Consider the following 20,696-nt stretch of genomic DNA (forward strand, 5'->3'; position numbering starts at 1 on the left):
ACCACGCCTATGAGTCAGTTCGACCGGACGGTCGGCTCCGACACGAAATCGGGGCAGGGGACCGATCGGGATACCGGACCGGAGGGGGAGGAAAGCACAGAACCGGGTGCCATCGCACAGACCGAGTCGCAATTGCTCCCGGCGGACGTGTTCGCGACGCTCGGCAACGAAACGCGCGTCGACATCCTTCGGTCGCTGCTCAAGCTCGATGCCGACGAGTCCCCGGTGAGCTTCACGGACCTCTTCGACGCGGTCGATATCGAGGACAGCGCGAACTTCAACTATCACCTCCAGCAGCTCACCGATCACTTCATCGCACGGACCGACGACGGCTACGAGTTCCGTTACCCCGGCCGGAAGGTCGTCAGTTCGATCTTCAGCGGAACCTTCACCGAACGCGCGAAACTCGGCTTCTTCCCGGTTGATGGCTCGTGTTACGACTGCGACGGCTCGCTGCAGGGCTGGTACGTCGATGACACGCTCACGATCGGCTGTACCGACTGCGGCGCGATTCAGGTGAGTTATCCGTTCCCCACCGGCGGGCTGGACGACCGCTCGACCGAGGAACTCCTGCAGGCGTTTCACCACTACGTGCGCCACCACTACTGTCTCGCCGCCGACGGCGTCTGTCCGGAGTGTACGGGCACCGTCGAAACCGATCTCGTCCGGGACCCCGACGCCGACGATCAGAACGTCGCCGTCGAACACGTCTGCCAGCGGTGCGGGTATCAACTGCAGTCGACGGTCGGCCTCACGCTGTTGGACAACGCCGACGTCCTCGTCTTCCACTCCGAGCGCGGCGTCGACCTGAACACGGCACCGTTCTGGCGCTTCGACTGGTGCGTCAGCGATACCCGAACGACGATCGTCGAGGAGGACCCGCTCCGCGTACAGCTCACGCTTCCCTGCGAGGGCGACGAACTTCAGGTGCTACTCGACGAAACCGGATCGGTCCTCGAGACGGCGGTCGTCGAACACCTGCCGCAGTAGGCGCTGCTCGAGATCATCAGGGCGCTCGGCTACTGTTCCGTCGAACGGCTCCGATCGGTTCACGTCCCTTTGAGTAGCTGCGTTATACCGGCGGTTTCCGCGATCACCCAGAGAACGAACAACCCGTACGCGAGCAACAGCGCGTAGGATTCGCCGCGCGTGATCACGAGGTCCGTCCGGAGAAACGTAAACAGCAGCACGGTCGCGAGCGTCAGGACGCCGAACATGGGAACGGCGACCGCGAAGTCGACGGGGACGCTCCCGGCGATCATCACCCCGAGCGGAATTGCGACGAGGAGGTCGAAGGTGTTCGACCCGAGCACGTTTCCGAGGCTCGTCACGCCTTTCCCCGCTTTCGCGGAGCGGACGCTGACGAGCGTATCCGGGAGGCTGGTCGCCGCCGCGATGATCGTGACGCCCGCCAAGAACTCGGGGATCCCGAACGTGTGGCCGAGCGATTCGACGCCGCCGACCAACTGTTCGACGGACACGAGTATCACGAGTAACCCGACCACTAGCTTCCCCCACGCCGTTCCGATCGAAACCTCGAGCGGCTCGTTCTCGGCGTCGTAATCGCTCACGTCCTGCCACTGAATGAAGACGTACAGGCCGTAGAGGAGGATCGGAATCAGCGCGAACGGTCGCGTGAGCCGTCCGGTGAGTTCCGACCCGTCGGGCACCGGAACGTAGATCACCGCGAGCGCGAACGTCACGACGAGCGCGGAGACGGCGATCATGTAGAACTGCGCCTCTTTGAAGACGAGCGTCCGGTTCGTCTCGAGTTCGTCGTCGGTGGCGATGCCCGATACTGCGGGAATAACGAGGATATTGAAGAGCGCCGAGCCGACGATCGCGCCGACGCCCATGTTGAACGTGCCGCCGAGCGCCGTGAAGACGACGCTGGCCAGTTCCGGAAAGCTGGACCCGATGGCCACGACGATCGACCCCTGAACGACGGCGGGAAGTCCGTAGTACGTCGAGAGGTGATCCGCGGATTCCTCGAGCCAGCCGCTGCCGAACCAGATGAAGACGGTTGCGACGACGATGGTTGCGATGTTGACGCTCGGCGTATCCGGAAGGAGAGCGAGCGGGATCATAGATAGCAGAAGTTTATAACGCGGGATACTCGTTCGGATTTGGACCGAACGCCCCGTATCGATCGTCCGTCGGTCCGCAATCGAGTGGCGTTCACGTAGCGTCCTATTCGTGTAATTCCGATACCGTTTTCGACGTACGCGAATCGGATACCGGAGGATCAGCCAGCGACTCTACCAAGGAAGCCGCGAGCGAAACCGCTCGATCCAGTACGGAAAACGAGCAGCAGTTACAGCGTTCGGTGCGGAAAATCGACCGCCGTGATGCCCACGTCGGATCGCGTTACTCGAACAGTTCGACGGCCTGCTCGTATCGCGCCGACGGCTCTTCCCAGTCGACGACCTCGAAGAAGGCGTCGACGAAGTCGCCGCGGGCCGGGCCGTAGTCGTGGTAGTAGGAGTGTTCCCAGACGTCCAGCGCGAGGATCGGGTGGCTGCCCCAGAGCGCGCCCTGGTCGTGCTTGTCGACGACGACGTTGCGCAGCTGGTTGCTGAAGGAGTCGTAGACGAGCAGCGCCCAGCCGCCCGCGTTCGAGGCGGCGGCCTCGAACTCGCCCTTCCAGGCCTCGTAGGAGCCGAAGTCCTCCTCGATGCGGTCCGCGAGATCGCCCTCGGGCTCGTCGCCGCCCTCGGGGCTCATGGACTGCCAGAAGAGGTCGTGGAGGATGTGTCCCGAGCCGTTGTGCGTGACGTTTCGGATCGCACCCGCCGATCCGGCGAAGTCGCCCTCCTCGCGGTTCTCGGCGAGGGTTTCCTCGGCGCTGTTCCAGCCGTTGACGTAGCCCTGGTGGTGGGTGTCGTGATGCCAGGTCAGGACCTGTTCGCTGATGTGCGGTTCGAGTGCGTCGTAGTCGTACGGCAGCGGCGGCAGTTCGTAGTCGCTCATGATACAGTACCGAATAGCAACGGGACGGATATGAAGATTTTCTGTAGGGCGTTCAAGTAACATCTATTAGATATAGAGTATCGAAGATTCAAGCCGTTTCAGACTCCCCCTGCAGAGGATAGGAAAATAATATCTGATTTTTATCTGGTTTGCGTTTCCGGCTACGCGACCCTTATCAGTAGCGAGGGACGAGGTCGGGTATGGCATCGAACGAAACGACGACCGACCGAGACGGGCCGCTCTCGGGCGGGTTGGTTCGACACGGGGCCGGCGTCACCGCGAACCGCGCGTTCCCCACGAACGACTACCCCGCGAATCTCGACCCGTTCGTCCTCTTCGAGCGGTTCTACATCGACCCGGAGAAGGGCTTCCCGATGCACCCCCACAAGGGGTTCGAGATCGTCACCTACATGCTCGAGGGCGGGATGGACCACGAGGACACGCTCGACGTGAGCTACACGGCTCGAGCGGGAGAGGCGATGCGGATCACGACCGGAAGCGGGATCCGCCACTCGGAGTTCGCCGCCGACGGGGCAGCCTGCAACGGACTCCAACTCTGGGTGAACCTCCCGGACGCGAAGAAAGACGCCGAACCGGACTACGCCGACGCGACGGCCGACCAACTGCCGACCGAGGACCGGGAGGGTGCGACCGTGACGACGGTCGTCGGCGACGGCTCGCCGCTCGACCTCCACACCGAGATGGAGTACCTCGACGTCCGCGTCACCGACGAGTGGACGTGGTCGCTGCCGGACGACTGGACCGGCTTCCTCTACAGCGTTGCAGGAGAGGGAACCGTCGACGGGGACGCCTTCGAGGAGGGAGACGTCCTCCCGGTCGAGGCGGGGCGGAGCGAGGACATCGTTCTCGAGGCTGAGGAGCCGTTCCGCGTCGTCGCCGTTTCCGGACGCCCCCACGGCGATCCGATCCGCCAGCGGGGGCCGTTCGTTCTCTAATCAGGGAGGAGTCAGAGGCGTCAAGATACTCGAGGCACTGCCGTGACGGCGACGATACTGGTACGGCCAATCGCCTCGACGGTCTTCGGTCGATGTGCAGGGTTTGCAACTGTAGCGGCATACAGGAACCGTTCACTATCGGTACGCTCGAGAGAGAACCAAATCGGACGACGAATCGAGAAACGGATTAGGTGAGTGGTCCCCTCGGTCACCTCTCGATCAGTCGACACCCGGAAGTCACCGCGACGTAGTCTTTTACTAGATGGTAAGATACATTAACCGAGATTAATTGGTTCTGAATATGGCAGACGTAGCAATCATCGGAGGCGGCCCTGCCGGCCTCAGCGCCGCACTGTACGCCGCGAAGAACGACCTCGAGACGATCCTCTTCGACACGGACGAGTCGTGGATGCACAAGGCGCACCTGTTCAACTACCCCGCCGTCCGGAGCATCAGCGGCGACGAGTTCCTCGAAATCTCGCGCGGCCAGGCCCGCGACCGCGGGGCGACGCTCCACGAAGACGAGGAAGTGACGAACGTCGAGGAAGACGGCGACGGGTTCGCGATCACGACGGAATCGGATCAGTACGCCGCCGAGTACGTCATTCTGGCGACCGGCGGGAACCGAGACCTCGCGGAGGGATTGGGCTGTGCGTTCACCGACGAGGACGTCGTCGACGTGAACCTGGACATGGAGACGTCGGTCGAGAACGTCTACGCGACGGGTGCGATGGGCCGCGCCGAGAAGTGGCAGGCGGTCATCGCAGCGGGAGACGGCGCCGCGGCGGTGCTCGATATTCTCTCGAAGGAGAAAGGCGAGTACTACCACGACTTCGACATGCCGTCGGACGTTCCCGAACTCTGAGCCTCGAACCGGACAGGTCGCAACGTAACGCACGGACGAAAGGTAGCGCAACCGCTTTTCGGTGCGGCGCCGTACAGTACCGTATGGACCGTTCCGACTCCTATCGGCGCGAGGTCACCGCGATGGTCGAATCCGGATGGAAGATTGAGGAGGAGACCCAGGACCGAGTCACGCTCGTGCAGCGTGAATTCGGTAATCCGGGTATCCACCTCATCATCGCCATCTTGACGATCTGGTGGGCGATGGGCGTCCCGAACTTGCTGTACGCCGCGTACCGGTACTTCACCGGCAGCCAGCGCACCATCGTCTGGAAGGATCGAGCCGAATCCGACGTGGACGAACTGGCGACGAACGCGAAGTAATACGTTACCGAGCCACTGGAACGCGCGTTCCAGCCAGTGAGACAGGTTTCGGACCGTCGTCGCGCCTATATCTCGTTGCCGCACACGCGCCCTGTTTTCGGCTGCTGAAACCGATCGCCAAGAGAGGGTTCAAGGCTCCTCTGCTGAAACGATTTACACACCGATCGCAATGGCGTCCTGCGATCGGGTGTGCAGAGACTTTCAGTAGGCCGACCCGGTCGGCGCTGCCTTCGATCGAGGGATCGATCCGAGTCCCCGCGTCACGGTCATCCCTCGAGGGACATGCCTCGAGGCAACCGTTATATACGACACGCCGCTGAATGCGGTGTATGAGCGAGCCCCAGGGGGAGGCCGCGTCTACCGATACGCGGGAGGTGATCATGGAGGCGACGTTCCGCGCGATCAGCGAGCACGGGTACAAGGACCTCAGAATGCGCGATATCGGCGAAGAGATGGACATGACCAGGCAGGTCATCCACTACCACTTCGACGGAAAGTACGATCTCATGGCCTCGTTTCTCGAGTACGTCATCGAGCAGTACGAGGGGAGCGTCACCGTCGACAGCGAAGCGAATCCGAAAGCGCAACTCGACGCGCGGATCGATCAGTGCCTGTTTGGGCCCGAATTCGACGAGTTCACGCACTGGGACCGCATGAAGGTGTATCACGAGTTGTTCGCACACGCCCGAAACGACGAGCGACACCGCGAGATCTTCAACGATCACTACACGCGACTCCGGGAGAGCATCGTCGAGGTCATCGAGGAGGGGATCGAACAAGGCGTCTTCCGCGACGTCGACGCCGCACAGATGGGGCAACTGCTGACCGACGTGATCCACGCCGCTCGAGAGCGCCGGATTTCGCTGGGTGACGACGACGCCCCCGAAGACGCGCGGCGAGCTATCGACGAGTTCGTTCTCGACTCGTTGTACGCCAACGACTAAGCGGATACAGTAGACAGTGTTCCGTTTCTGTCAGACTTACCGTATCGGTGAAATCCGGGAGTTGGTCATGGAACTACATGTCATATTCTGATCCCTGAGTAAGCGTGATCACTGCTCAAGGAGTGCCACCAACTGGGCGACGTACGGACTGTCGTCCCAGCTTCGATGCGGACTGATTACGGTGAGCAGCGTTCTCGCCGCTTCGGTGGTCATATAGCCGTTCCGGGCGTAGTCGTAGATGAGCCGCGCCGTGTAGTGACCGCGAGCCGCGAGGACGTTACTCGTAGCTGCGGCGTAAATGTCCTGATACTGCGTGATGTCGTGGAGCTCTGCGACAACTTCCGAGGGGACAAACACGTCACACGAGGTGAGCAAGTATTGGAGCGGATCCGGGGCGTCGGTATCGACGGCCGCATCGGCACGGGGTACGGCGAGGCAGACGAGCGCGCTGGTGTCGGCGACGACCGTTCGTAGTTTCAGTCGGCTGCTCATCGATCGTCGTCTTCATCCGCGGTGTCCACGGCCATTGCGTCGCCGTCGTAGATGTCGACATCGTTGGGAGCAGCGATGTCGAGCGGTTTGTCCTCGAGATCCGCTTTGAGGAGACGGAGCCACTGGGCAGTCTCGGCGCCGGCTAGTTGCTTGACCGTCTCGAACTCAAGTTGGTCGTCGTCGTATTTTGTTGCGACCAGTTCTTGGAACGTCTCACTGTCGGTCGTCTCCTCAATGTAGTTACGAATAGCCTCGACAAGGAGGTCCGTGCGGTCTTTGTCGAAGAGTTTCGCAATTGCATCGAGTCGATCGATGAGATACTCGGGCGATTGAAAGTGGACTCGTCGCGGATCGTCGCTCGCGCCCATTCCATGTACAAGGGTCATAACGGTTGCGCCAATCGCACAGAGGTAGCTCATCAACACCCTCGAGACGAGAATCGGCCGTCCGAATAGCGACAATACCTCTTCACATGATACCACGTATTGAACGGACATCGATAGGGAGAATAGGAAGAATAGATAGAATAGTTTCAATAGGTGCAATAGGCAGTCGCCGTCTAGTACTGACGCTCGCCCGACTGCCCACCCACGAATTATGGAAGCGGTTAACCCGAATCTTGAAAGTCTGGAACCACTTTTCGATCAGGTATCGCTCGACGTAGTCGAGCTGACCGCTTAATCCTAATCGGGAGAGGGAAGTCAGATAGTCATAGCTATCGACGAGAAAGGCCGTCTCCGAGAGATCGTGTTTCTCGGTCAATCGATACAGGAATGCAGCGGCTGGATCGGTGCCTTGTTGTCCGAACACTGCGACTTAGAAGGAAAAGGACGAACGTGGATCACAGGTACACAAACATATCGGTAGAGGGGTGTCTCTTCGTTCAGAGAATCATCATATTGGCACCTCCACGACGTTTACTCCATGGAGTCCAGCATGAGATCCGGTCTGAGTTACTTGCTCTACTCGTTGGAGTTGACCGGTCCCTTATATTTAGACTTGATTTGATCTCCTTCCCTCCACTGCCAGTAGTAGTAGCGATTATCGTTGATTTCTTTGATCGTGATCGTAGCCTTTGATGGGACGTCGTCAGGGAGGTCATCGGGGCGCTCTCTGATCTCGTCTTCGTCTGACTCTTCCTCGAGGCGGGTCTCGCGCTCTTTGTACTCAGCCAACTCTTCAGCGTAGCGGGCGATGTGTCGGAGTCGTTCGGAAGTGGACTCGTTGAGAGTGTTGACCAAATCCGTCGGGATGTCCGTTGGCGGGGTCGGTGGTCCGTAGGACATCAGCTGTCTCGTGTTAACCAACACGTGACGCCGATCAATAATTTTGTTGGTTAAGTTAGTGGCGATAACACAGTCTCTACTATCAATAACATTGTTTAATATTTATTAATATAATAGTTCTGTATTATGTTACTCCGTGATCGAATATATTGAATTGGTTGGTGGGGTCAAGGGCGGTCGAATGCATTACTGTAATTCAATTATCCACCGTGGTCAATTGATCCTAGGCAAAGTGTTGTGCGATCTACCTCACTACCACGGGTATTGCACGTTCACAGCGCAGTCGCTTCCGGATAGCTGGATATCGATATTGCTATCATTGGCAGAAAAATCACAATCACGACCATTCGAAAACGACCGCAGACTTCCTTGAACGAGTCGGAAGGGAGGACAAGCGCGTTTTCCGTGCCGTCTTCAGGTCCGTTCGTGGACCTCGAGGACCTTGCCGGCCGCGATGGTCTGACCCATGTCGCGGATGGCAAAGCTCCCGAGTTCGGGGATCTCGCTGGACGGTTCGATGCTGAGGGGCTTTTGTGGTCGGATGGTGACTACGGCAGCGTCACCCGACTGGATGAAGTCGGGGTTTTCCTCGGCGACCTCGCCGCTTGAGGAGTCGATCTTCTGATCGATCGATTCGATGGTACAGGCGACCTGTGCCGTGTGAGCGTGGAAGACAGGTGTGTAGCCGGCAGTGATGACCGAGGGGTGTTGCATGACGACAATCTGGGCCTGGAACGTCTCGGCGACACTCGGCGGATCGTCGGCGGGGCCACAGACGTCACCGCGGCGGATGTCGTCCTTGCCGATGCCACGGACGTTGAAGCCGACGTTATCACCGGGTTCGGCCTTGGGCACCTCTTCGTGGTGCATCTCGATCGTCTTGACCTCCCCGCCCACATCGCTGGGCTGGAAAGAGACGTTGTCGCCGGTCTCCATGACGCCGGTCTCGATCCGTCCGACCGGGACGGTACCGATGCCCGAAATCGTGTAGACGTCTTGGATTGGAAGTCGCAGCGGCGCGTCCGTTGGTGGCTTCGGTTCAGGCAGTTCGTTGAGCGCCTTGAGCAGTATTTCGCCGTCGTACCACGGCGTGTTGTCGGAGTGCTCGGAAACGTTGTCTCCTTCAAAGGCAGAGACAGGAATGAACGATGCGTCGTCGGTATTGAACTGGACCTGCTTGAGTAGCTGTGTGACCTCCTCAACGACCTCGTTGTACGTCGACTCCTCGTAGTCGACGACGTCCATCTTATTGATGCCGACGATGAGTTCGTCGATTCCAAGGGTGCGAGCTAGGAAGACGTGTTCCTGGGTCTGAGGCGCGACGCCGTCGTCGACGGCGACGACGAGGACGGCATGATCGGCTTGTGAGGCCCCAGTAATCATGTTCTTCACAAAGTCTCGGTGACCGGGCGTGTCGACGATGGTGAAGTCGTACGTGTCCGTCGAGAACTCTTGGTGAGCAATGTCGATGGTGACACCGCGTTCGCGTTCCTCGGTGAGGTTGTCCATGACGTAGGCGAACTCGAAGCCGCCCTTGCCCTTCTCCTCGGCTTCTTCGCGGTGCTGTTCGATGACGTGCTCGGGTATGCTCCCCGTCTCGTAGAGGAGGCGTCCTACGAGTGTACTCTTCCCGTGGTCAACGTGACCGATAATGGCCAGGTTCTGATGAGGTTTGTCTGCGCTCATGATGAATCGTCTCGAGGTCCGTTATCTAAAATACGTGCTAGACACCCGTAAATCTCTGTAATGATATACTGAAACGTCCGACGGACGGAAACGTCACCGTAGCTGAACGTGATGTCTTGGACCCTGATCAGGGTATTAGTCAAGTACATCAGTCACGACCGCGCTGAAATCGCTGAAGAATATGAAACCGGATTGCGATCAGTTCCCAGTTCCGAGGTGAGTGTGAACGGCGTTTTCTTCTTCGAGTTCGTCCACGAGGGCTACGGCGAAGTCCTGCATCGAAATGTTAACCAACACGGAGCGCCGTCCATAATTTGTTGGTTAAGTTAGTGGTGATGACCTACTCTCTGCTATCTGTAACATTACTCGAAACTGGATTATATACTGGTTTCGTACTATGTTACACCGTGCTTCGAAGGATCGAGCTCGAGATGCTCGCCGCCGTCAAACGGAGTGACACGATTTTCGAACTCGCGACGAAGCTCGGCCATAGCGAGAGTTCTCTCGCGAGCCGTCACGGACCTCAGCAAGAAAGGTCTAGTCTACACGGAACGAGACGGTCACTGGAAGCGGGTCGACCTTCGGATATCCGGGCAGTCGAAATCTACCAGAATCTCGTTCGCCAACACTCTCACATCGACTTCTCCGAGTTGTTGACTGGGAAGGCTCTGAAGATGCTCTATTATCTCGACTGACCACGGAAAGTCACCGAGATTGCTGAGGCCTCAAGGACGAAATTGACGCCTTACTCCGCTACCTCGAGACGCAAGGGGAGGTCGACGACGACCGCCTTCCGGAGTGGGACGAGTTCCAGGAGCTGGCGACTGACTATAAAATTAAATCCTGACCGAGTGCTAATTCGGGCCGAACTTACGGGAGTTACGCTTCTCCCGGACGAGGAGCGTTCTCGTACTTGACCATCTTCTCGGGCTTGTCTGAGATGGTGTCGTAGATCTGTTGGAGCGTCTCCTCTGCTGCGAGGAGGTTGTGGTCGTCGAGGAACTCCCGACCCTTTTCGGTGAGCCCGTAGAACTTCCACGGGTACCCCTGTCGACGTTCGTCATCGTCGAGGGCTACCTCTTTGACGATACCAGCGTCGATCAGCTTCTGGATGTGCTTGTAGACGGTGGCGTCGCTTACGCTGGGATTGAGCTCCTCGAGCTCGTACATTGAGGGGAGCTGCTCGGGGTGCTGGAGGATGTTGTTGATCAGCGCGAACCGCGTCTGTTGGGTAACGAAGTGGACGAGTTCCCGGGATTCCATCCCCTCAGCAGTCTCCAGGTCGGTGCTCATACGACACGATACACGTCCTGGCGGCAAGTAGTTTACCCTTGAGTAAACTACCCCTGGGTAAACCACACTCGATTAAGTTAGTAATTTACTCCGTAAACCATATCTCACGACGCTGAGAGCGTTCGTATATGTCCGACGAGGAGCCCCCGTCTACGAGAACGACCAGTCGTACTTCGTGCTGGGGAACTACGACCGGGAACCGATCCGCCGACTGAACCTCGTGGTCGACCGCCTCAACCGCCGGCAGGACGCCTACGCCTTCCGAATGGTTGATATCCGTGGCGAATGGGATAACAGCATCCAGAAGTTCTGCCTGATCGCCGACATCGTGACCTACCTCGTCGGCGTCGCCGAAAAAGAGCCGAGTGACTTTCTCGTCGAACAGGGACTCCTCGTCGGCACGACGGAGTTCTTCGCGAAGAGCCACGTCCTCAAACGGGAGTACGAGGACGAAGAACACCCATTCGGCTGGATGCAGGACGGCATCTTCGAGCTGTTCGACCGAGAGGGGCGGCTGTATCGCTGGCAGACCGAGGAGGAACTCGTCGACGTGACAGAAGACCTCCCGTGATAGCAGGGGACCGCGACTGCCTGTGTTAACTGACCTGGTCGTGCTGCTCGGCAACGTGCTCGGCTTCCTCAAGGACCGTCGTGAGATAGCGGTCAGTCATCATTCGACGAAGATGCGCCCCGCCCCTCCACGGGTGCAGAAAAACTTAACCAACAGACCGGAAGGTACCCATCACTCCGTTGGTTAACTGAATTAGGACGAGGATTCGCCCTCGAGAACGTCGATGAGTTCTTCTGCTGTCCGACTGATTCGGCCGAGCCGCTCGTGAACGATCCATAGGGGCGTGTAGTTCTCTATCGCAGCAGGAAAAACGAATATATATGTTGCTCTACCACACTCATATTCCGAAATTGGAGGAGGCAGGCATCGTAACATACGATCAGGAGCGAGATATAGTTACGCTTGCAGAGCAAGTGGAACACATCAAGCAGTATCAGGATTTACTCACGGTTGATTAACAAGACGAAGCCGACTCTGTGTAACTATTTCAGACTAATCGCTATAATACCCATATGCGATAATAATTATATATTATTCGAGTTGTGTGTGCAAGCCTAATACACACATACAGCCCAGTATCAGGATTGTACTGTGAATGACATCCAGTAGAGAGGATCAGTATCGTATCATAGTGGTGGTTCAGAATGACGAGTAACGACGGCTGGACAAGACGAGCGTTGCTCGGTACTGGTGGGGTGACAATCACTGCAGGAATGGCCGGTTGTCTGAGTTTACTTACTGACCGCCAAGAGAGTAACGGAGAGTTCACAGTCGGCGAACTCGGCAACCCAGACGACAACTGTTTGGACTGTATCTCGCCATCGGCGTCGTTCGCGATTGCCGACCGCCTCGAGGCGGAGTCGGACGGCGAACTGACGATGATCATCCAGCCGAACAACCAGATTTGCAGTTCGGCGAGTTGCGGAACGAAAGTTCAGAGTCAGGTTATCGAGGCCGGCTACGGGTCGATCGGGAATTCGACGGCGTTCTTTCCGGAAAACCAGATCTGGCTCGTTCCGTACACGTTTCCGTCGCCTGAATCGATCACGTACACGCTCACACACGAGTACGCATGGGAGAACTTCTGGCTTCCATTCGCGCGGAAGTACAATGTGCTCCCGTTCTATTACTGGACGCCTGCGCTCCGGGACGTCTTCATCTCCGAGGACGGAACGAAACAGATCGGCGGCGACCTCCGGCGACCGGAGCAACTCGAGGGTCTGATCATCCGCCGGACCGCGTCACGGGCCGCAGACGAATCGCTTGGGACCTGGAGCGCGACGCCGACCGAAGTTTCGTGGGGCGACACCGTTCAGGGGATGGAGACCGGCGTCGTGCAGGGACTCGAGACGTGGTCGTCGGTCGCGATCGGCTCCGGGATGGGGTCGGTCATCGATCAGGTCGTCGACGTGGGGTTCATGTGCGGGCAAGGCACCCTGTGGGTGAACACGGACTGGCTGCAGTCGCTCCCGGAGGAGCATCGCGATCTGATCGCCGAGGTCACGCGAGAGACGACCGAAGAAGCGGTCGCACAGGCTGACGAACTGGTCAACGAACGTGTTGGGCAGCAGGCGCCGCCGCCGGACGGTTCGGCATGGGACGAGTTCGGCGTGACGGTGAACATCCTCGACGACGACGAACGACAGGCGTGGGTTGATCCGCTCGATCCGCAACAGAACCCCGAGAAGTGGGAGCCCGAACGAGAACTGCTCGATAACTTTGAGGAGACGCCCGACGACTTCTACGAGCGGATCTACGAGATCGCTCGTGAGAGCAACGCACCGAACTCCCCGTCCGAGTTCAGCATCGATGCGTGGTGGGGCGACTACCTCGAGGAGATCTGACAATCATGTCAACGATAACGGAAACGACCGACGTTCGGTTTCCGTCGTGGCTCGAGTACCTCGAGAAGTACTTCGAGGGGATGCTCGCACTGACGCTGTTGATGGTGGTCCTGGCCATCACGGTCACGGACATCTTCGGTCGCACGTTCTTCGCGTGGACAATCGACTGGGGATTCGAAGTCGCACAGGGATTGTTCGTCTGGATCGCGTGGCTCGCGGCGTCGTTCGGTCTCCGCCACCAGTCGTACTTCCGGTTTACGCTGTTTCGGTCAAAGCTCTCGAAGGGCGGCCAGTACGCCATGTACGTGATCGAGTGGCTACTCTGGATCCTCGTCATCGGCGCGATCTTCTGGTACTCGATCCCAGAGTTCGTCCAGATGCTCGAGTCTGGTCGAATGGTCGTCGGCACCGAGAACGTGATGCAGGCCCACTTCTATCTCGCCGTGCCGGTTGGGACGGGGCTGATCCTGCTTCGCGTGATCCAGCAGGCGATCACCACGACGATCGCCTATCGAGCCGGTGACGATATCCAGCCGGATCCGCAGATCGGGGTGAGAGATGAATGATCACCGCGAGCCTTCCGCTTGAGCTGCTCCTGCTGGCGGTCGCGATCGTTAGCGTCCTGCTGTTCGCACTTGGCGTGCCACTCGTGCTCTCCTTCGGGCTCTGGGTCGTCGCGTTCTACCTCCTCGTTCCCGGATTCTCGATCGCGAACATGTCGATTACGGCCTTCTCGGAGCTGGAGTCGTTCACCTACATTGCGATTCCGCTGTTCATTCTTGTCGGCGATCTCTTCAGGAAGGCAGACGTCTCTAAGGACATCGTTTCGTTTTCGCGGGCCTGTCTCGGGTGGCTCCCCGGGAGCACTGGGAACACGGTCATCGGGACATCAGCAATCTTCTCGGCGATCACGGGATCGAACGCCGCGACGACTGCATCCGTCGGTCAGGCGCTGTACCCGTCGATGAAGGAGGAAGGATACGAGCCAGGATACGCGGCGGCCACGATCGCATCCGGCGGAACGATCGGGAGCGTGCTCCCGCCGAGTATCATGCTCATCGTCTATGGTGTCACCTTCGGCGTCTCGATTCCGGACCTGTTCATCGCCGGCATCATTCCCGGGATAGCGATGATGGGTATTCTGCTGGGAATCAACATGTTCATCTCGAATCGGTTTGATTACGGCATCGATACGGACGCATACAACTTCGAAGTACGAGACGTCGCGGAGACCGCTTGGAAAGCGAAGATTGGACTCGGCGCGATCATCATCCTGCTCGGCGGCATTTTCGCGGGCATCTTCTCGCCTGCGGAATCGGCATCAGTCGCCGTGCTCTACATCCTCGTAACGGCTGTCGTCACCGGCCGACTCCGAAATGGGACCAAAATGGTCCAAGCTGGCTATACGTCGCTTGTGCTGGTTGGCGTGCTGATGCCGATCATCGTCATCGCTGTTCTCGTCCAGCAGAATCTTGCGTATCTCAACCTGGAAGATGCCGTTTCAGAGGCGATCCTCTCGCTGGGATCGGACTGGCTCATTATCGTCGCGCTTGTTGCAACCGTGTTGATCGCGGGCCTGGCTCTGGCGTCGATTCCGAACGTCGTACTGACGGCACCACTACTGACGCCTGCCGCGCTCGAGATTGGTCTCGATCCAGTTACTTGGGGTGTTATTTTCATTCTAGGTGATGCAATCGGCTTTATCACGCCTCCGTACGGGCTAAACCTCTATATCATCAGCGGACTCACAGACATCGACTACATGATCGTGGCATACCGAGCGCTACCGTATCTCGGCGGTCTGCTGGTGCTCCTCTTCGTTCTCCTTGCCTTTCCCGAGGTCAATTTCCTCGCCTGAGATTTTGCCTTCTAGCTCTCTAATCGCTTATTGAGGCGAAATCACTGATCACGCCACTCTTACCGAGAGCGCCCATCGCTTCCACCCGTCACTTCATAGTATCCAGTGAACTCGTTTCGAGTACCTGGCTCTCGGACGACTTCTCCGTTCACTTTGAGTCCATCCGGGAAGTAGGACTCGAGTGTAAACGTGTAGAGACCGGGGCCCTTCGGGGGCGTCACATACTCCCACCAAACAACCCATTGGTCTTCATCATTCTGTTCAGGCTCTCCCCAATACTGGTCAGGGTCGGAGATCTCGTCGCCATCGATCCGCACCGTGATCTCAGCGGCATCGAGGAAGGCTTCAATTCCGTCCTCAGTGGAGTCGCCACCATAGTCCGCATCGACCCATCCCCAGTAGTGGTTTACCCAGGTTCCTGATGACACTTCGACCGGGTCATTCTTTGGAGAGAATATGTTGACGTCTGCCGTTTCGACGTTCCCATTTGGTGCCTCTCCATCGCTCCGTGCAGAGACTGTCGAACTGAATCCAAGTGCTGCGATACCCGATCCGAGCATCTGAACTACTTGCCGACGTTCCATAATTTGACGTGAATTTCTTACTCCATTACTCTAGGGGGCAAAGCACTCGAGATCGGTGGACACGGTGCCTCAACGATCAAGTAACCGCTTCGTCCGGTTCCAGATCGAGTCCGCATCATCAGCGGCCTCAGTGTCCTCGAGGGGTGACGACTGATCACGGTCCTCGAGTTGCACCTTACAGGCTGTAAGCGCCTCTCGAAGGGCCTGATTCTCTGCTTCGAGCTCGTCAATGCGACTGTCTTTTTGTTCGAGTGTAGCCTCGAGCTCGGCCACACGCTCGCTCACCAATTGATTCTTCTCGGCTAAATAGGCTGCTTGATCACTCCCTCCAGCAGCTTCAGTATCGGCAGTCACATCCGTCGATACTGACCCGTTATCTGTCTTCTTCGTCTCGTTTAGCGACCGGTCTACTGCGTTGGTACTCGCCTTCGTTCCAGTCTCGCTCGAGGGTTCGTACACATCGTCTGTTCTTCTGATAGCCCGTTCGATCGTTTTCTCGCCGTAGGTCGACCCGTCCGCGTAGTGAACCTCATCCCACTTGTCCCGCATCAGTCCTGACTGGCGAAAGAGACGATCCATTTGAGTGGCATCGCGGCCGGTCCAGAACGCGAGCAGACAACACAGCGCCATGTCGGCTTCCGACTGGCTCTCGTATCCGCTGATGTTCCCACGCCATAGTCGGTCGAACTTGTCGCCGTTGCTCGCCGAGCGAGCTTTCTCGAGGAGTTCCTCGTCCTCGAGTTCAAGTGACTGTGTCTGATCCGCAACACTGGGCTGATAGACATCGCTGGTATCGGTCTCGTTAGTATCGTCTGCTCCGACGTACTCGTCATGAATCGCTTCGAGGGCTTCCTGCTGTTCGATGGTTGACGTCAGCGTTCCTTCGACATGGTCACCAGTGACGGTGAAAAACCGCGCTTGATCGTACATCTCGATCAAATCGTGGCAATTTCGACCGTCGGGTAACTCGCCCTCGAGGATGACGTGATAGCCGGTTCCCGATGGCGAGACTTCGGTGAACGAATCCAGACGCTCGATGATCGTTGGCGCCGGCTCGAGTGGCTCACTCGTCTCGGGATCGCGACAGTCGTCCAAGTCGACGCCGACTAGTGGGTCCGTCACTGTGAATACGAACCCGATCCCATCGGCTGCGTCGGTCGCTGCGTACTCGAGTGCTTCCTCGAGGTCGTTAGTACTTAGTAGAGCCGGTCGGTCGCGATTTCGGCACCCTCGACGAGCGCCTCGAGTTTCGCCCACGCGATTTCGGGATCGACCATTCCGATGCCGGCCTGCGTGCCGAACCCGCAGTCGGGGGCGGCGACGATCGGCGTCGAGTCGTCGACCGCGTCGGCGACGCGCTCGAGGCGATCGGCGATGGTCTCTGGATGGTCGATGATGTTCGTCTTCACGTCGACGACGCCCGGCATCAGCGTCCAGCCGTCCGGGAGCGGGTGCTCGGCGAACGCGCGGTACTCGTGCTGGTGGCGGGGGTTGGCCTGCTCGATGCTGAGACCGGTGATGTCGGCCTCGTAGATCACCGGCAGCATGTCGGCGAGATCGGTATCGAGGTGGTGCGGTCCTTCGTAGCTCCCCCAGCAGGTGTGGAGGCGGACCTGCTCCGCCGGAACGTTCTCGAGGGCCTCGTTAAGCGCCTCGACGTGGAGCTGCGTGATCTCCTTGATCTCGTCGAGCGGCGCGTCGGCGTACGCCGCCGTCTGACCGGTCGTGAGTAACTCGGGCGCGTCGATCTGGATCGTCAGCCCGGCGTCGGCAATGAGTTCGTACTCCTCGGCCATCGCGTCCGCGACGTCGAAGAGGAACTCCGCGTAGTCGTCGTAGTGGTCGTTGACGTGCGTCGCCGTGACGATGCTCGGCGACGCCGAAGTCATGAACGTGTCCTCGAACTCGGCGTCGGCGTCCTCGAGGGCCGCGAGGAAGCCGTCGATCTCGGCTTCCGCCTCCTCGTGGCCGGTGTACTCGATTCGATCGTCGACGACGGGGTGCATCGAGAGGTCGATGACGTCCGTCTTGAACGTCTCCTCGGCGTACTCCGGGAACTCCTGGAGGTCGGCCCACAGCTCCTGCTCGCGTTCGCCTTCGATCCCGCTCAGCCGGTCCTTGACGTACCAGTTGAACGAGACGCGGGATTGCTCGCCGTTGTTGGCGATGTCGAGGCCGGCCTCCGTCTGCCGTTCGACGACGGCGCGCGTCGCGTCCGCGACGGTCGACTCCCACTCGTCCTCGTCGACGCCCTCGCCGTCCTGGCGCTTCTCGAGCAGTTCGAGCAGTTCCGGCGGTCGCGGAAGACTCCCGATGTGCGTCGTGCGAATCCGATCTGCGGTATCTCTCATTGAGTACTCGTTTGAGTAATAAATACTCGCCATAATATAACCCACGGTATTTTCTCGACGGCTACGCGACGCTCATCGCCGCCGTCGACAGGGACGATCGGACCTGTGTTTCCGGCGTGCGAGTGAGTCGCGTGTAACCCGTTCACGTATATGTAGAGATTTCGTGAACTGTATCCTATTTCTCCATTAAACATCGGTACCAGCACTCATAGCGTGCAAACGACCGTTACATACAGATGATATATGAAGCGTTTTACGCCTGAGACACGGACGAACTATCGTGGCTTCTCGAGTGCCGAATCCGTTCCGGTGGCTGCTGCTCTCGATCGGGTACCTCCTCGCTCGAGCGGACGTCGTCGACCCGCGCCGCGTCGAGCGGACGACCGATCTCGCCTGGCCGCGGATCGTGACCGGGATCGCCCGGATGTCGAAATCCGCGGCCGACGTGGCGATGGTCGGGATAGCGCTGGGTCCCGCAGCGATCGCCGGCGTCGGATTCGCGACCCCCTTCTGGGGACTCGCGTTCGCGTTCGGCGGCGGCGTCGCCGGGGCGACGATCAGTCTCGTCTCCCAGCGGTACAGCGCCGACGCGGACGACGAGCTGTCGCTGGCGGTGACCACGAGCGCGCTCCTCGTCGTCGCGATCACCGTTCCGCTCGCAGCCCTGTTCTGGACGCTCCCCGAGGGCCTGATCGGGCTCGTCGGCGACGGGACCGCGTCCGTCGCCTACGGTGCGGACTATCTGCGCGTCGTTGCCCTCGGCGTTCCGTTCGCCGGACTGAATCTGATCGGGAGCCGCACGCTCGTCGGCGCGGACGACGCGTGGACGCCGATGATGCTGCGAGCGGGCGGTGCAGTCGTCAACGTCGTCATCAACGCCGTGCTGCTGTTCGTCCTCGAGGTCGGCGTCGTCGGCGCGGCGATCGGGACGGTCGCGGCGAACGTACTCGTACTGGCGGCCTTCGTGACTGGATTTACCGTCGGTTGGCTGCCGCTGATCGGCGAGTTTCCCGTCACCGTGGATCTCTCGCGACCCTACACGACGGTCGCCGATATTCGGGACGTGGTCGACATCGGAACCCCGCTCGTGTTCACGAACGTCGCCCGTCGCGCCGCGCAGTTCCCGATGCTCGCGATCGTCGCGCTGTTCGGCCCGAACGTCGTCGCCGCCTACGTCGTTGCCCGCCGCGTGCGCGATCTGATGGACACGCCCGGCTGGGGCTTCTCGCTGGCCTCCTCGAGTCTGGTCGGCCAGGAACTCGGCACCGGCGACGAGCGGGGCGCGGGGAGGTACGGGCAGGAAGTGCTCCGGTTCGGGACCGCCGTATACCTCTTTAGCGCAGCGGGCGTCTTCCTCTTCGCCGAACAGGTCGGCCGGCTCTTCGTCGACGATCCGTCGATCCTGCCGCTGGTCACGACGTTCATCGTCGTCGCCTGCGTCAGCGTCATCTTCCGCGGCGTCAGCGGCGGCGCGACCGGCCCGCTCCGCGCGAGCGGCGACACCCGCTGGCCGTTCTACGGCCAACTGCTGGGACTGTACGTCTTCGCGCTTCCGCTCGCCGCCCTCGGCGCGATCTCGCTGCCGGTACCCGTCCTCGGTGCCGTGACGCCGCTGGGAATCGAAGCGCTGTACGCGGCGCTGATACTCGAGACGCTCGTTCCCGCCGTGATCACCTACTACCGGTTCACCACCGGCCACTGGAAGGTCGTCAGTCGCGGCTACCGACCGCAGTCGTCGCACAGCGACTGAACTGATCAGCCGAGCTCGTCGTAATTCGCTTTTCGAGAAGTTTCCGAGCGAAATACGGACGTTCAGCACTCAATCGATCGGTGCCACTCGATAGCTCAATATCGATCTCACGAATAGACGGATCCCGCCCGGTCAGTCACCAGCGTACACTCGAGTGTATTCCAGAACGAGACGGCCGTCGTCGTCTTCCGCAGTTTCGATAGCGAACACGTCCCCTTGATCGATATCGTACTCTCGTGAAAGAGCTGCAGGAATCGTGAGATCCATCGTTGCAGTGCCAGTTCTCCCACGCACCTTCACCGTTTTCTTCGTCATCCCCGTTGCGTATTCGGGAATATGGCTTGAAACACTTTTTCGATTACTGTGCGTAAAATGTACATATACCCTAACGCTGCTGAACTATTCGCCACCGTTAATATACTCGATATGGAACGCTCGTCGCGGGGATGGGGGCGCCCCCATTGCTGGAGAGCCATGGAATACGAAATCGATACCGACGAGTCTGCTAGTATCGCAGTTGTGCGAGCTCTTGCTGCCTATACTGAGGCCCGGCCAGAGGAACTCGACCCACTATACAATGTGATTGATCCAGAAGCACTAGCGAATTTGATCGACGAGTCGAAGGTTGCCGTTCGCGTCGAATTCGAGTACTGCGGGTATGATGTCGCTATCGACGCAGAGAAGGTATACGTAGACGAAAACGTCGAATGAGGATGTCCTGTATTCGGCGAGATCGTTCGGATATGACCTCTCTTCGAACAGCGAGGAAATCCCGCCGTTCACGGCGAGGAGACTGGTACCGGTATCCCTGATCTGGCATGGGAGAGGCCGACGGAGCGGCAACACCGTTCGGTTCCGAAGCGACGAGACACGATCGGAGTAGC

Annotated in this window: 21 protein-coding genes and 4 pseudogenes; 13 read left to right on the forward strand and 12 right to left on the reverse strand. The window is 59.1% G+C overall.

The features are described from left to right. Positions 1-9: 9 nt before the first annotated feature. Complete coding sequence (locus HALXA_RS19210) at positions 10-990, forward strand: winged helix-turn-helix domain-containing protein (protein ID WP_013875926.1); 981 nt, start codon at positions 10-12, stop codon at positions 988-990. Between the two features lie 59 nt (positions 991-1,049). Here HALXA_RS19210 and HALXA_RS19215 read toward each other — a convergent pair whose 3' ends face one another. Together HALXA_RS19215 and sod are read right to left on the reverse strand one after the other, a co-directional pair. Further along, entirely contained in the window at positions 1,050-2,087 is a 1,038-nt protein-coding gene (locus HALXA_RS19215) for a sodium:calcium antiporter (protein WP_013875927.1), read from the reverse strand. A 280-nt stretch (positions 2,088-2,367) separates the two neighbouring features. Continuing rightward, positions 2,368-2,970: a superoxide dismutase gene (gene sod, locus HALXA_RS19220; RefSeq protein WP_013875928.1), complete on the reverse strand. Its 603-nt coding sequence runs from the start codon at positions 2,968-2,970 to the stop codon at positions 2,368-2,370. 200 nt (positions 2,971-3,170) lie between these two features. Between sod and HALXA_RS19225 the strand changes: the two genes are divergently transcribed. The 4 genes from HALXA_RS19225 (at position 3,171) to HALXA_RS19240 (ending at position 6,097) form a co-directional block, all read left to right on the forward strand. After that, complete coding sequence (locus HALXA_RS19225; RefSeq protein WP_013875929.1) at positions 3,171-3,926, forward strand: pirin family protein; 756 nt, start codon at positions 3,171-3,173, stop codon at positions 3,924-3,926. Between the two features lie 301 nt (positions 3,927-4,227). Further along, entirely contained in the window at positions 4,228-4,791 is a 564-nt protein-coding gene (locus HALXA_RS19230) for an NAD(P)/FAD-dependent oxidoreductase (RefSeq protein ID WP_013875930.1), read from the forward strand. Between the two features lie 83 nt (positions 4,792-4,874). Then, entirely contained in the window at positions 4,875-5,153 is a 279-nt protein-coding gene (locus HALXA_RS19235) for a hypothetical protein (protein ID WP_013875931.1), read from the forward strand. A gap of 329 nt (positions 5,154-5,482) precedes the next feature. Continuing rightward, positions 5,483-6,097 (forward strand): TetR/AcrR family transcriptional regulator, encoded by a 615-nt coding sequence (locus tag HALXA_RS19240; protein WP_013875932.1) that lies wholly within the window; start codon positions 5,483-5,485, stop codon positions 6,095-6,097. A gap of 108 nt (positions 6,098-6,205) precedes the next feature. Here the strand turns inward: HALXA_RS19240 and HALXA_RS19245 are convergent, their stop codons facing one another. From HALXA_RS19245 to tuf, 5 genes and pseudogenes are all read right to left on the reverse strand, one after another. Further along, complete coding sequence (locus HALXA_RS19245; RefSeq protein ID WP_013875933.1) at positions 6,206-6,589, reverse strand: hypothetical protein; 384 nt, start codon at positions 6,587-6,589, stop codon at positions 6,206-6,208. Then, positions 6,586-6,957 (reverse strand): hypothetical protein, encoded by a 372-nt coding sequence (locus tag HALXA_RS19250; RefSeq protein ID WP_049895564.1) that lies wholly within the window; start codon positions 6,955-6,957, stop codon positions 6,586-6,588. Before HALXA_RS19250 ends, HALXA_RS19245 begins: the two co-directional genes overlap by 4 nt. A gap of 199 nt (positions 6,958-7,156) precedes the next feature. Then, positions 7,157-7,405 (reverse strand): annotated as a pseudogene (locus tag HALXA_RS21255) (IS6 family transposase); the annotation flags it as partial. A 146-nt stretch (positions 7,406-7,551) separates the two neighbouring features. Further along, entirely contained in the window at positions 7,552-7,875 is a 324-nt protein-coding gene (locus HALXA_RS19255; RefSeq protein ID WP_013875935.1) for a hypothetical protein, read from the reverse strand. 414 nt (positions 7,876-8,289) lie between these two features. Further along, positions 8,290-9,561, reverse strand: a complete 1,272-nt coding sequence (gene tuf, locus HALXA_RS19260; protein ID WP_013875936.1) for a translation elongation factor EF-1 subunit alpha — start codon at positions 9,559-9,561, stop codon at positions 8,290-8,292. Positions 9,562-9,968: 407 nt separating this feature from the next. Here tuf and HALXA_RS22885 point away from each other — a divergent pair. Next, positions 9,969-10,253 (forward strand): annotated as a pseudogene (locus tag HALXA_RS22885) (MarR family transcriptional regulator); the annotation flags it as partial. A gap of 187 nt (positions 10,254-10,440) precedes the next feature. Here the strand turns inward: HALXA_RS22885 and HALXA_RS19270 are convergent. Continuing rightward, complete coding sequence (locus HALXA_RS19270) at positions 10,441-10,854, reverse strand: MarR family transcriptional regulator (protein ID WP_013875937.1); 414 nt, start codon at positions 10,852-10,854, stop codon at positions 10,441-10,443. A gap of 145 nt (positions 10,855-10,999) precedes the next feature. Here HALXA_RS19270 and HALXA_RS19275 point away from each other — a divergent pair. From HALXA_RS19275 to HALXA_RS19290, 5 genes and pseudogenes are all read left to right on the forward strand, one after another. After that, positions 11,000-11,425: pseudogene (locus HALXA_RS19275) on the forward strand (hypothetical protein); the annotation flags it as partial. A gap of 320 nt (positions 11,426-11,745) precedes the next feature. Further along, positions 11,746-11,883, forward strand: coding sequence for a DUF7344 domain-containing protein (locus tag HALXA_RS22970; RefSeq protein WP_449271602.1), 138 nt, complete (start codon positions 11,746-11,748; stop codon positions 11,881-11,883). Between the two features lie 345 nt (positions 11,884-12,228). Next, a complete protein-coding gene (locus HALXA_RS19280; RefSeq protein ID WP_245550137.1) occupies positions 12,229-13,269 on the forward strand; it encodes a TRAP transporter substrate-binding protein in 1,041 nt (346 codons plus the stop codon). 5 nt (positions 13,270-13,274) lie between these two features. Beyond that, positions 13,275-13,835, forward strand: coding sequence for a TRAP transporter small permease (locus HALXA_RS19285; protein ID WP_013875940.1), 561 nt, complete (start codon positions 13,275-13,277; stop codon positions 13,833-13,835). Beyond that, a complete protein-coding gene (locus tag HALXA_RS19290) occupies positions 13,832-15,127 on the forward strand; it encodes a TRAP transporter large permease (RefSeq protein ID WP_013875941.1) in 1,296 nt (431 codons plus the stop codon). Before HALXA_RS19285 ends, HALXA_RS19290 begins: the two co-directional genes overlap by 4 nt. Before the next feature lie 59 nt (positions 15,128-15,186). Here the strand turns inward: HALXA_RS19290 and HALXA_RS19295 are convergent, their stop codons facing one another. The 3 genes and pseudogenes from HALXA_RS19295 to HALXA_RS19305 form a co-directional block, all read right to left on the reverse strand. Continuing rightward, positions 15,187-15,711, reverse strand: a complete 525-nt coding sequence (locus tag HALXA_RS19295; protein WP_148263711.1) for a hypothetical protein — start codon at positions 15,709-15,711, stop codon at positions 15,187-15,189. Between the two features lie 69 nt (positions 15,712-15,780). Then, positions 15,781-16,902 (reverse strand): annotated as a pseudogene (locus HALXA_RS19300) (phage NrS-1 polymerase family protein); the annotation flags it as partial. Positions 16,903-16,907: 5 nt separating this feature from the next. Then, complete coding sequence (locus HALXA_RS19305) at positions 16,908-18,062, reverse strand: cobalamin-independent methionine synthase II family protein (protein WP_049895567.1); 1,155 nt, start codon at positions 18,060-18,062, stop codon at positions 16,908-16,910. Between the two features lie 292 nt (positions 18,063-18,354). Here HALXA_RS19305 and HALXA_RS19310 point away from each other — a divergent pair, with 292 nt between their 5' ends. Next, positions 18,355-19,812 carry an MATE family efflux transporter gene (locus tag HALXA_RS19310; protein ID WP_049895569.1) on the forward strand — a complete coding sequence of 486 codons (1,458 nt, stop codon included), beginning with the start codon at positions 18,355-18,357 and terminating at the stop codon, positions 19,810-19,812. A 132-nt stretch (positions 19,813-19,944) separates the two neighbouring features. Here the strand turns inward: HALXA_RS19310 and HALXA_RS19315 are convergent, their stop codons facing one another. Then, positions 19,945-20,127 carry a hypothetical protein gene (locus HALXA_RS19315; RefSeq protein WP_083822880.1) on the reverse strand — a complete coding sequence of 61 codons (183 nt, stop codon included), beginning with the start codon at positions 20,125-20,127 and terminating at the stop codon, positions 19,945-19,947. Positions 20,128-20,286: 159 nt separating this feature from the next. Between HALXA_RS19315 and HALXA_RS21265 the strand changes: the two genes are divergently transcribed. After that, complete coding sequence (locus HALXA_RS21265) at positions 20,287-20,523, forward strand: HalOD1 output domain-containing protein (protein ID WP_013875945.1); 237 nt, start codon at positions 20,287-20,289, stop codon at positions 20,521-20,523. Positions 20,524-20,696 lie beyond the last annotated feature (173 nt).

Origin of the sequence: Halopiger xanaduensis SH-6, from assembly GCF_000217715.1 — an archaeon.
GTDB lineage: Archaea > Halobacteriota > Halobacteria > Halobacteriales > Natrialbaceae > Halopiger > Halopiger xanaduensis.

Excerpts from the sequence above, each read along its gene's own strand:
- HALXA_RS19270 (WP_013875937.1), bottom strand. The coding sequence starts at position 10,854 with ATGAGCACCGACCTGGAGACTGCTGAGGGGATGGAATCCCGGGAACTC.
- HALXA_RS19315 (WP_083822880.1), bottom strand. The coding sequence starts at position 20,127 with ATGACGAAGAAAACGGTGAAGGTGCGTGGGAGAACTGGCACTGCAACG.
- HALXA_RS22970 (WP_449271602.1), top strand. The coding sequence starts at position 11,746 with ATGTTGCTCTACCACACTCATATTCCGAAATTGGAGGAGGCAGGCATC.
- HALXA_RS19230 (WP_013875930.1), top strand. The coding sequence starts at position 4,228 with ATGGCAGACGTAGCAATCATCGGAGGCGGCCCTGCCGGCCTCAGCGCC.
- HALXA_RS19225 (WP_013875929.1), top strand. The coding sequence starts at position 3,171 with ATGGCATCGAACGAAACGACGACCGACCGAGACGGGCCGCTCTCGGGC.
- HALXA_RS19210 (WP_013875926.1), top strand. The coding sequence starts at position 10 with ATGAGTCAGTTCGACCGGACGGTCGGCTCCGACACGAAATCGGGGCAG.
- HALXA_RS19285 (WP_013875940.1), top strand. The coding sequence starts at position 13,275 with ATGTCAACGATAACGGAAACGACCGACGTTCGGTTTCCGTCGTGGCTC.
- HALXA_RS19215 (WP_013875927.1), bottom strand. The coding sequence starts at position 2,087 with ATGATCCCGCTCGCTCTCCTTCCGGATACGCCGAGCGTCAACATCGCA.
- HALXA_RS19245 (WP_013875933.1), bottom strand. The coding sequence starts at position 6,589 with ATGAGCAGCCGACTGAAACTACGAACGGTCGTCGCCGACACCAGCGCG.
- HALXA_RS19290 (WP_013875941.1), top strand. The coding sequence starts at position 13,832 with ATGATCACCGCGAGCCTTCCGCTTGAGCTGCTCCTGCTGGCGGTCGCG.
- HALXA_RS19295 (WP_148263711.1), bottom strand. The coding sequence starts at position 15,711 with ATGGAACGTCGGCAAGTAGTTCAGATGCTCGGATCGGGTATCGCAGCA.
- HALXA_RS19255 (WP_013875935.1), bottom strand. The coding sequence starts at position 7,875 with ATGTCCTACGGACCACCGACCCCGCCAACGGACATCCCGACGGATTTG.
- HALXA_RS21265 (WP_013875945.1), top strand. The coding sequence starts at position 20,287 with ATGGAATACGAAATCGATACCGACGAGTCTGCTAGTATCGCAGTTGTG.
- sod (WP_013875928.1), bottom strand. The coding sequence starts at position 2,970 with ATGAGCGACTACGAACTGCCGCCGCTGCCGTACGACTACGACGCACTC.
- HALXA_RS19240 (WP_013875932.1), top strand. The coding sequence starts at position 5,483 with ATGAGCGAGCCCCAGGGGGAGGCCGCGTCTACCGATACGCGGGAGGTG.
- HALXA_RS19250 (WP_049895564.1), bottom strand. The coding sequence starts at position 6,957 with ATGGGCGCGAGCGACGATCCGCGACGAGTCCACTTTCAATCGCCCGAG.
- HALXA_RS19235 (WP_013875931.1), top strand. The coding sequence starts at position 4,875 with ATGGACCGTTCCGACTCCTATCGGCGCGAGGTCACCGCGATGGTCGAA.
- HALXA_RS19305 (WP_049895567.1), bottom strand. The coding sequence starts at position 18,062 with ATGAGAGATACCGCAGATCGGATTCGCACGACGCACATCGGGAGTCTT.
- tuf (WP_013875936.1), bottom strand. The coding sequence starts at position 9,561 with ATGAGCGCAGACAAACCTCATCAGAACCTGGCCATTATCGGTCACGTT.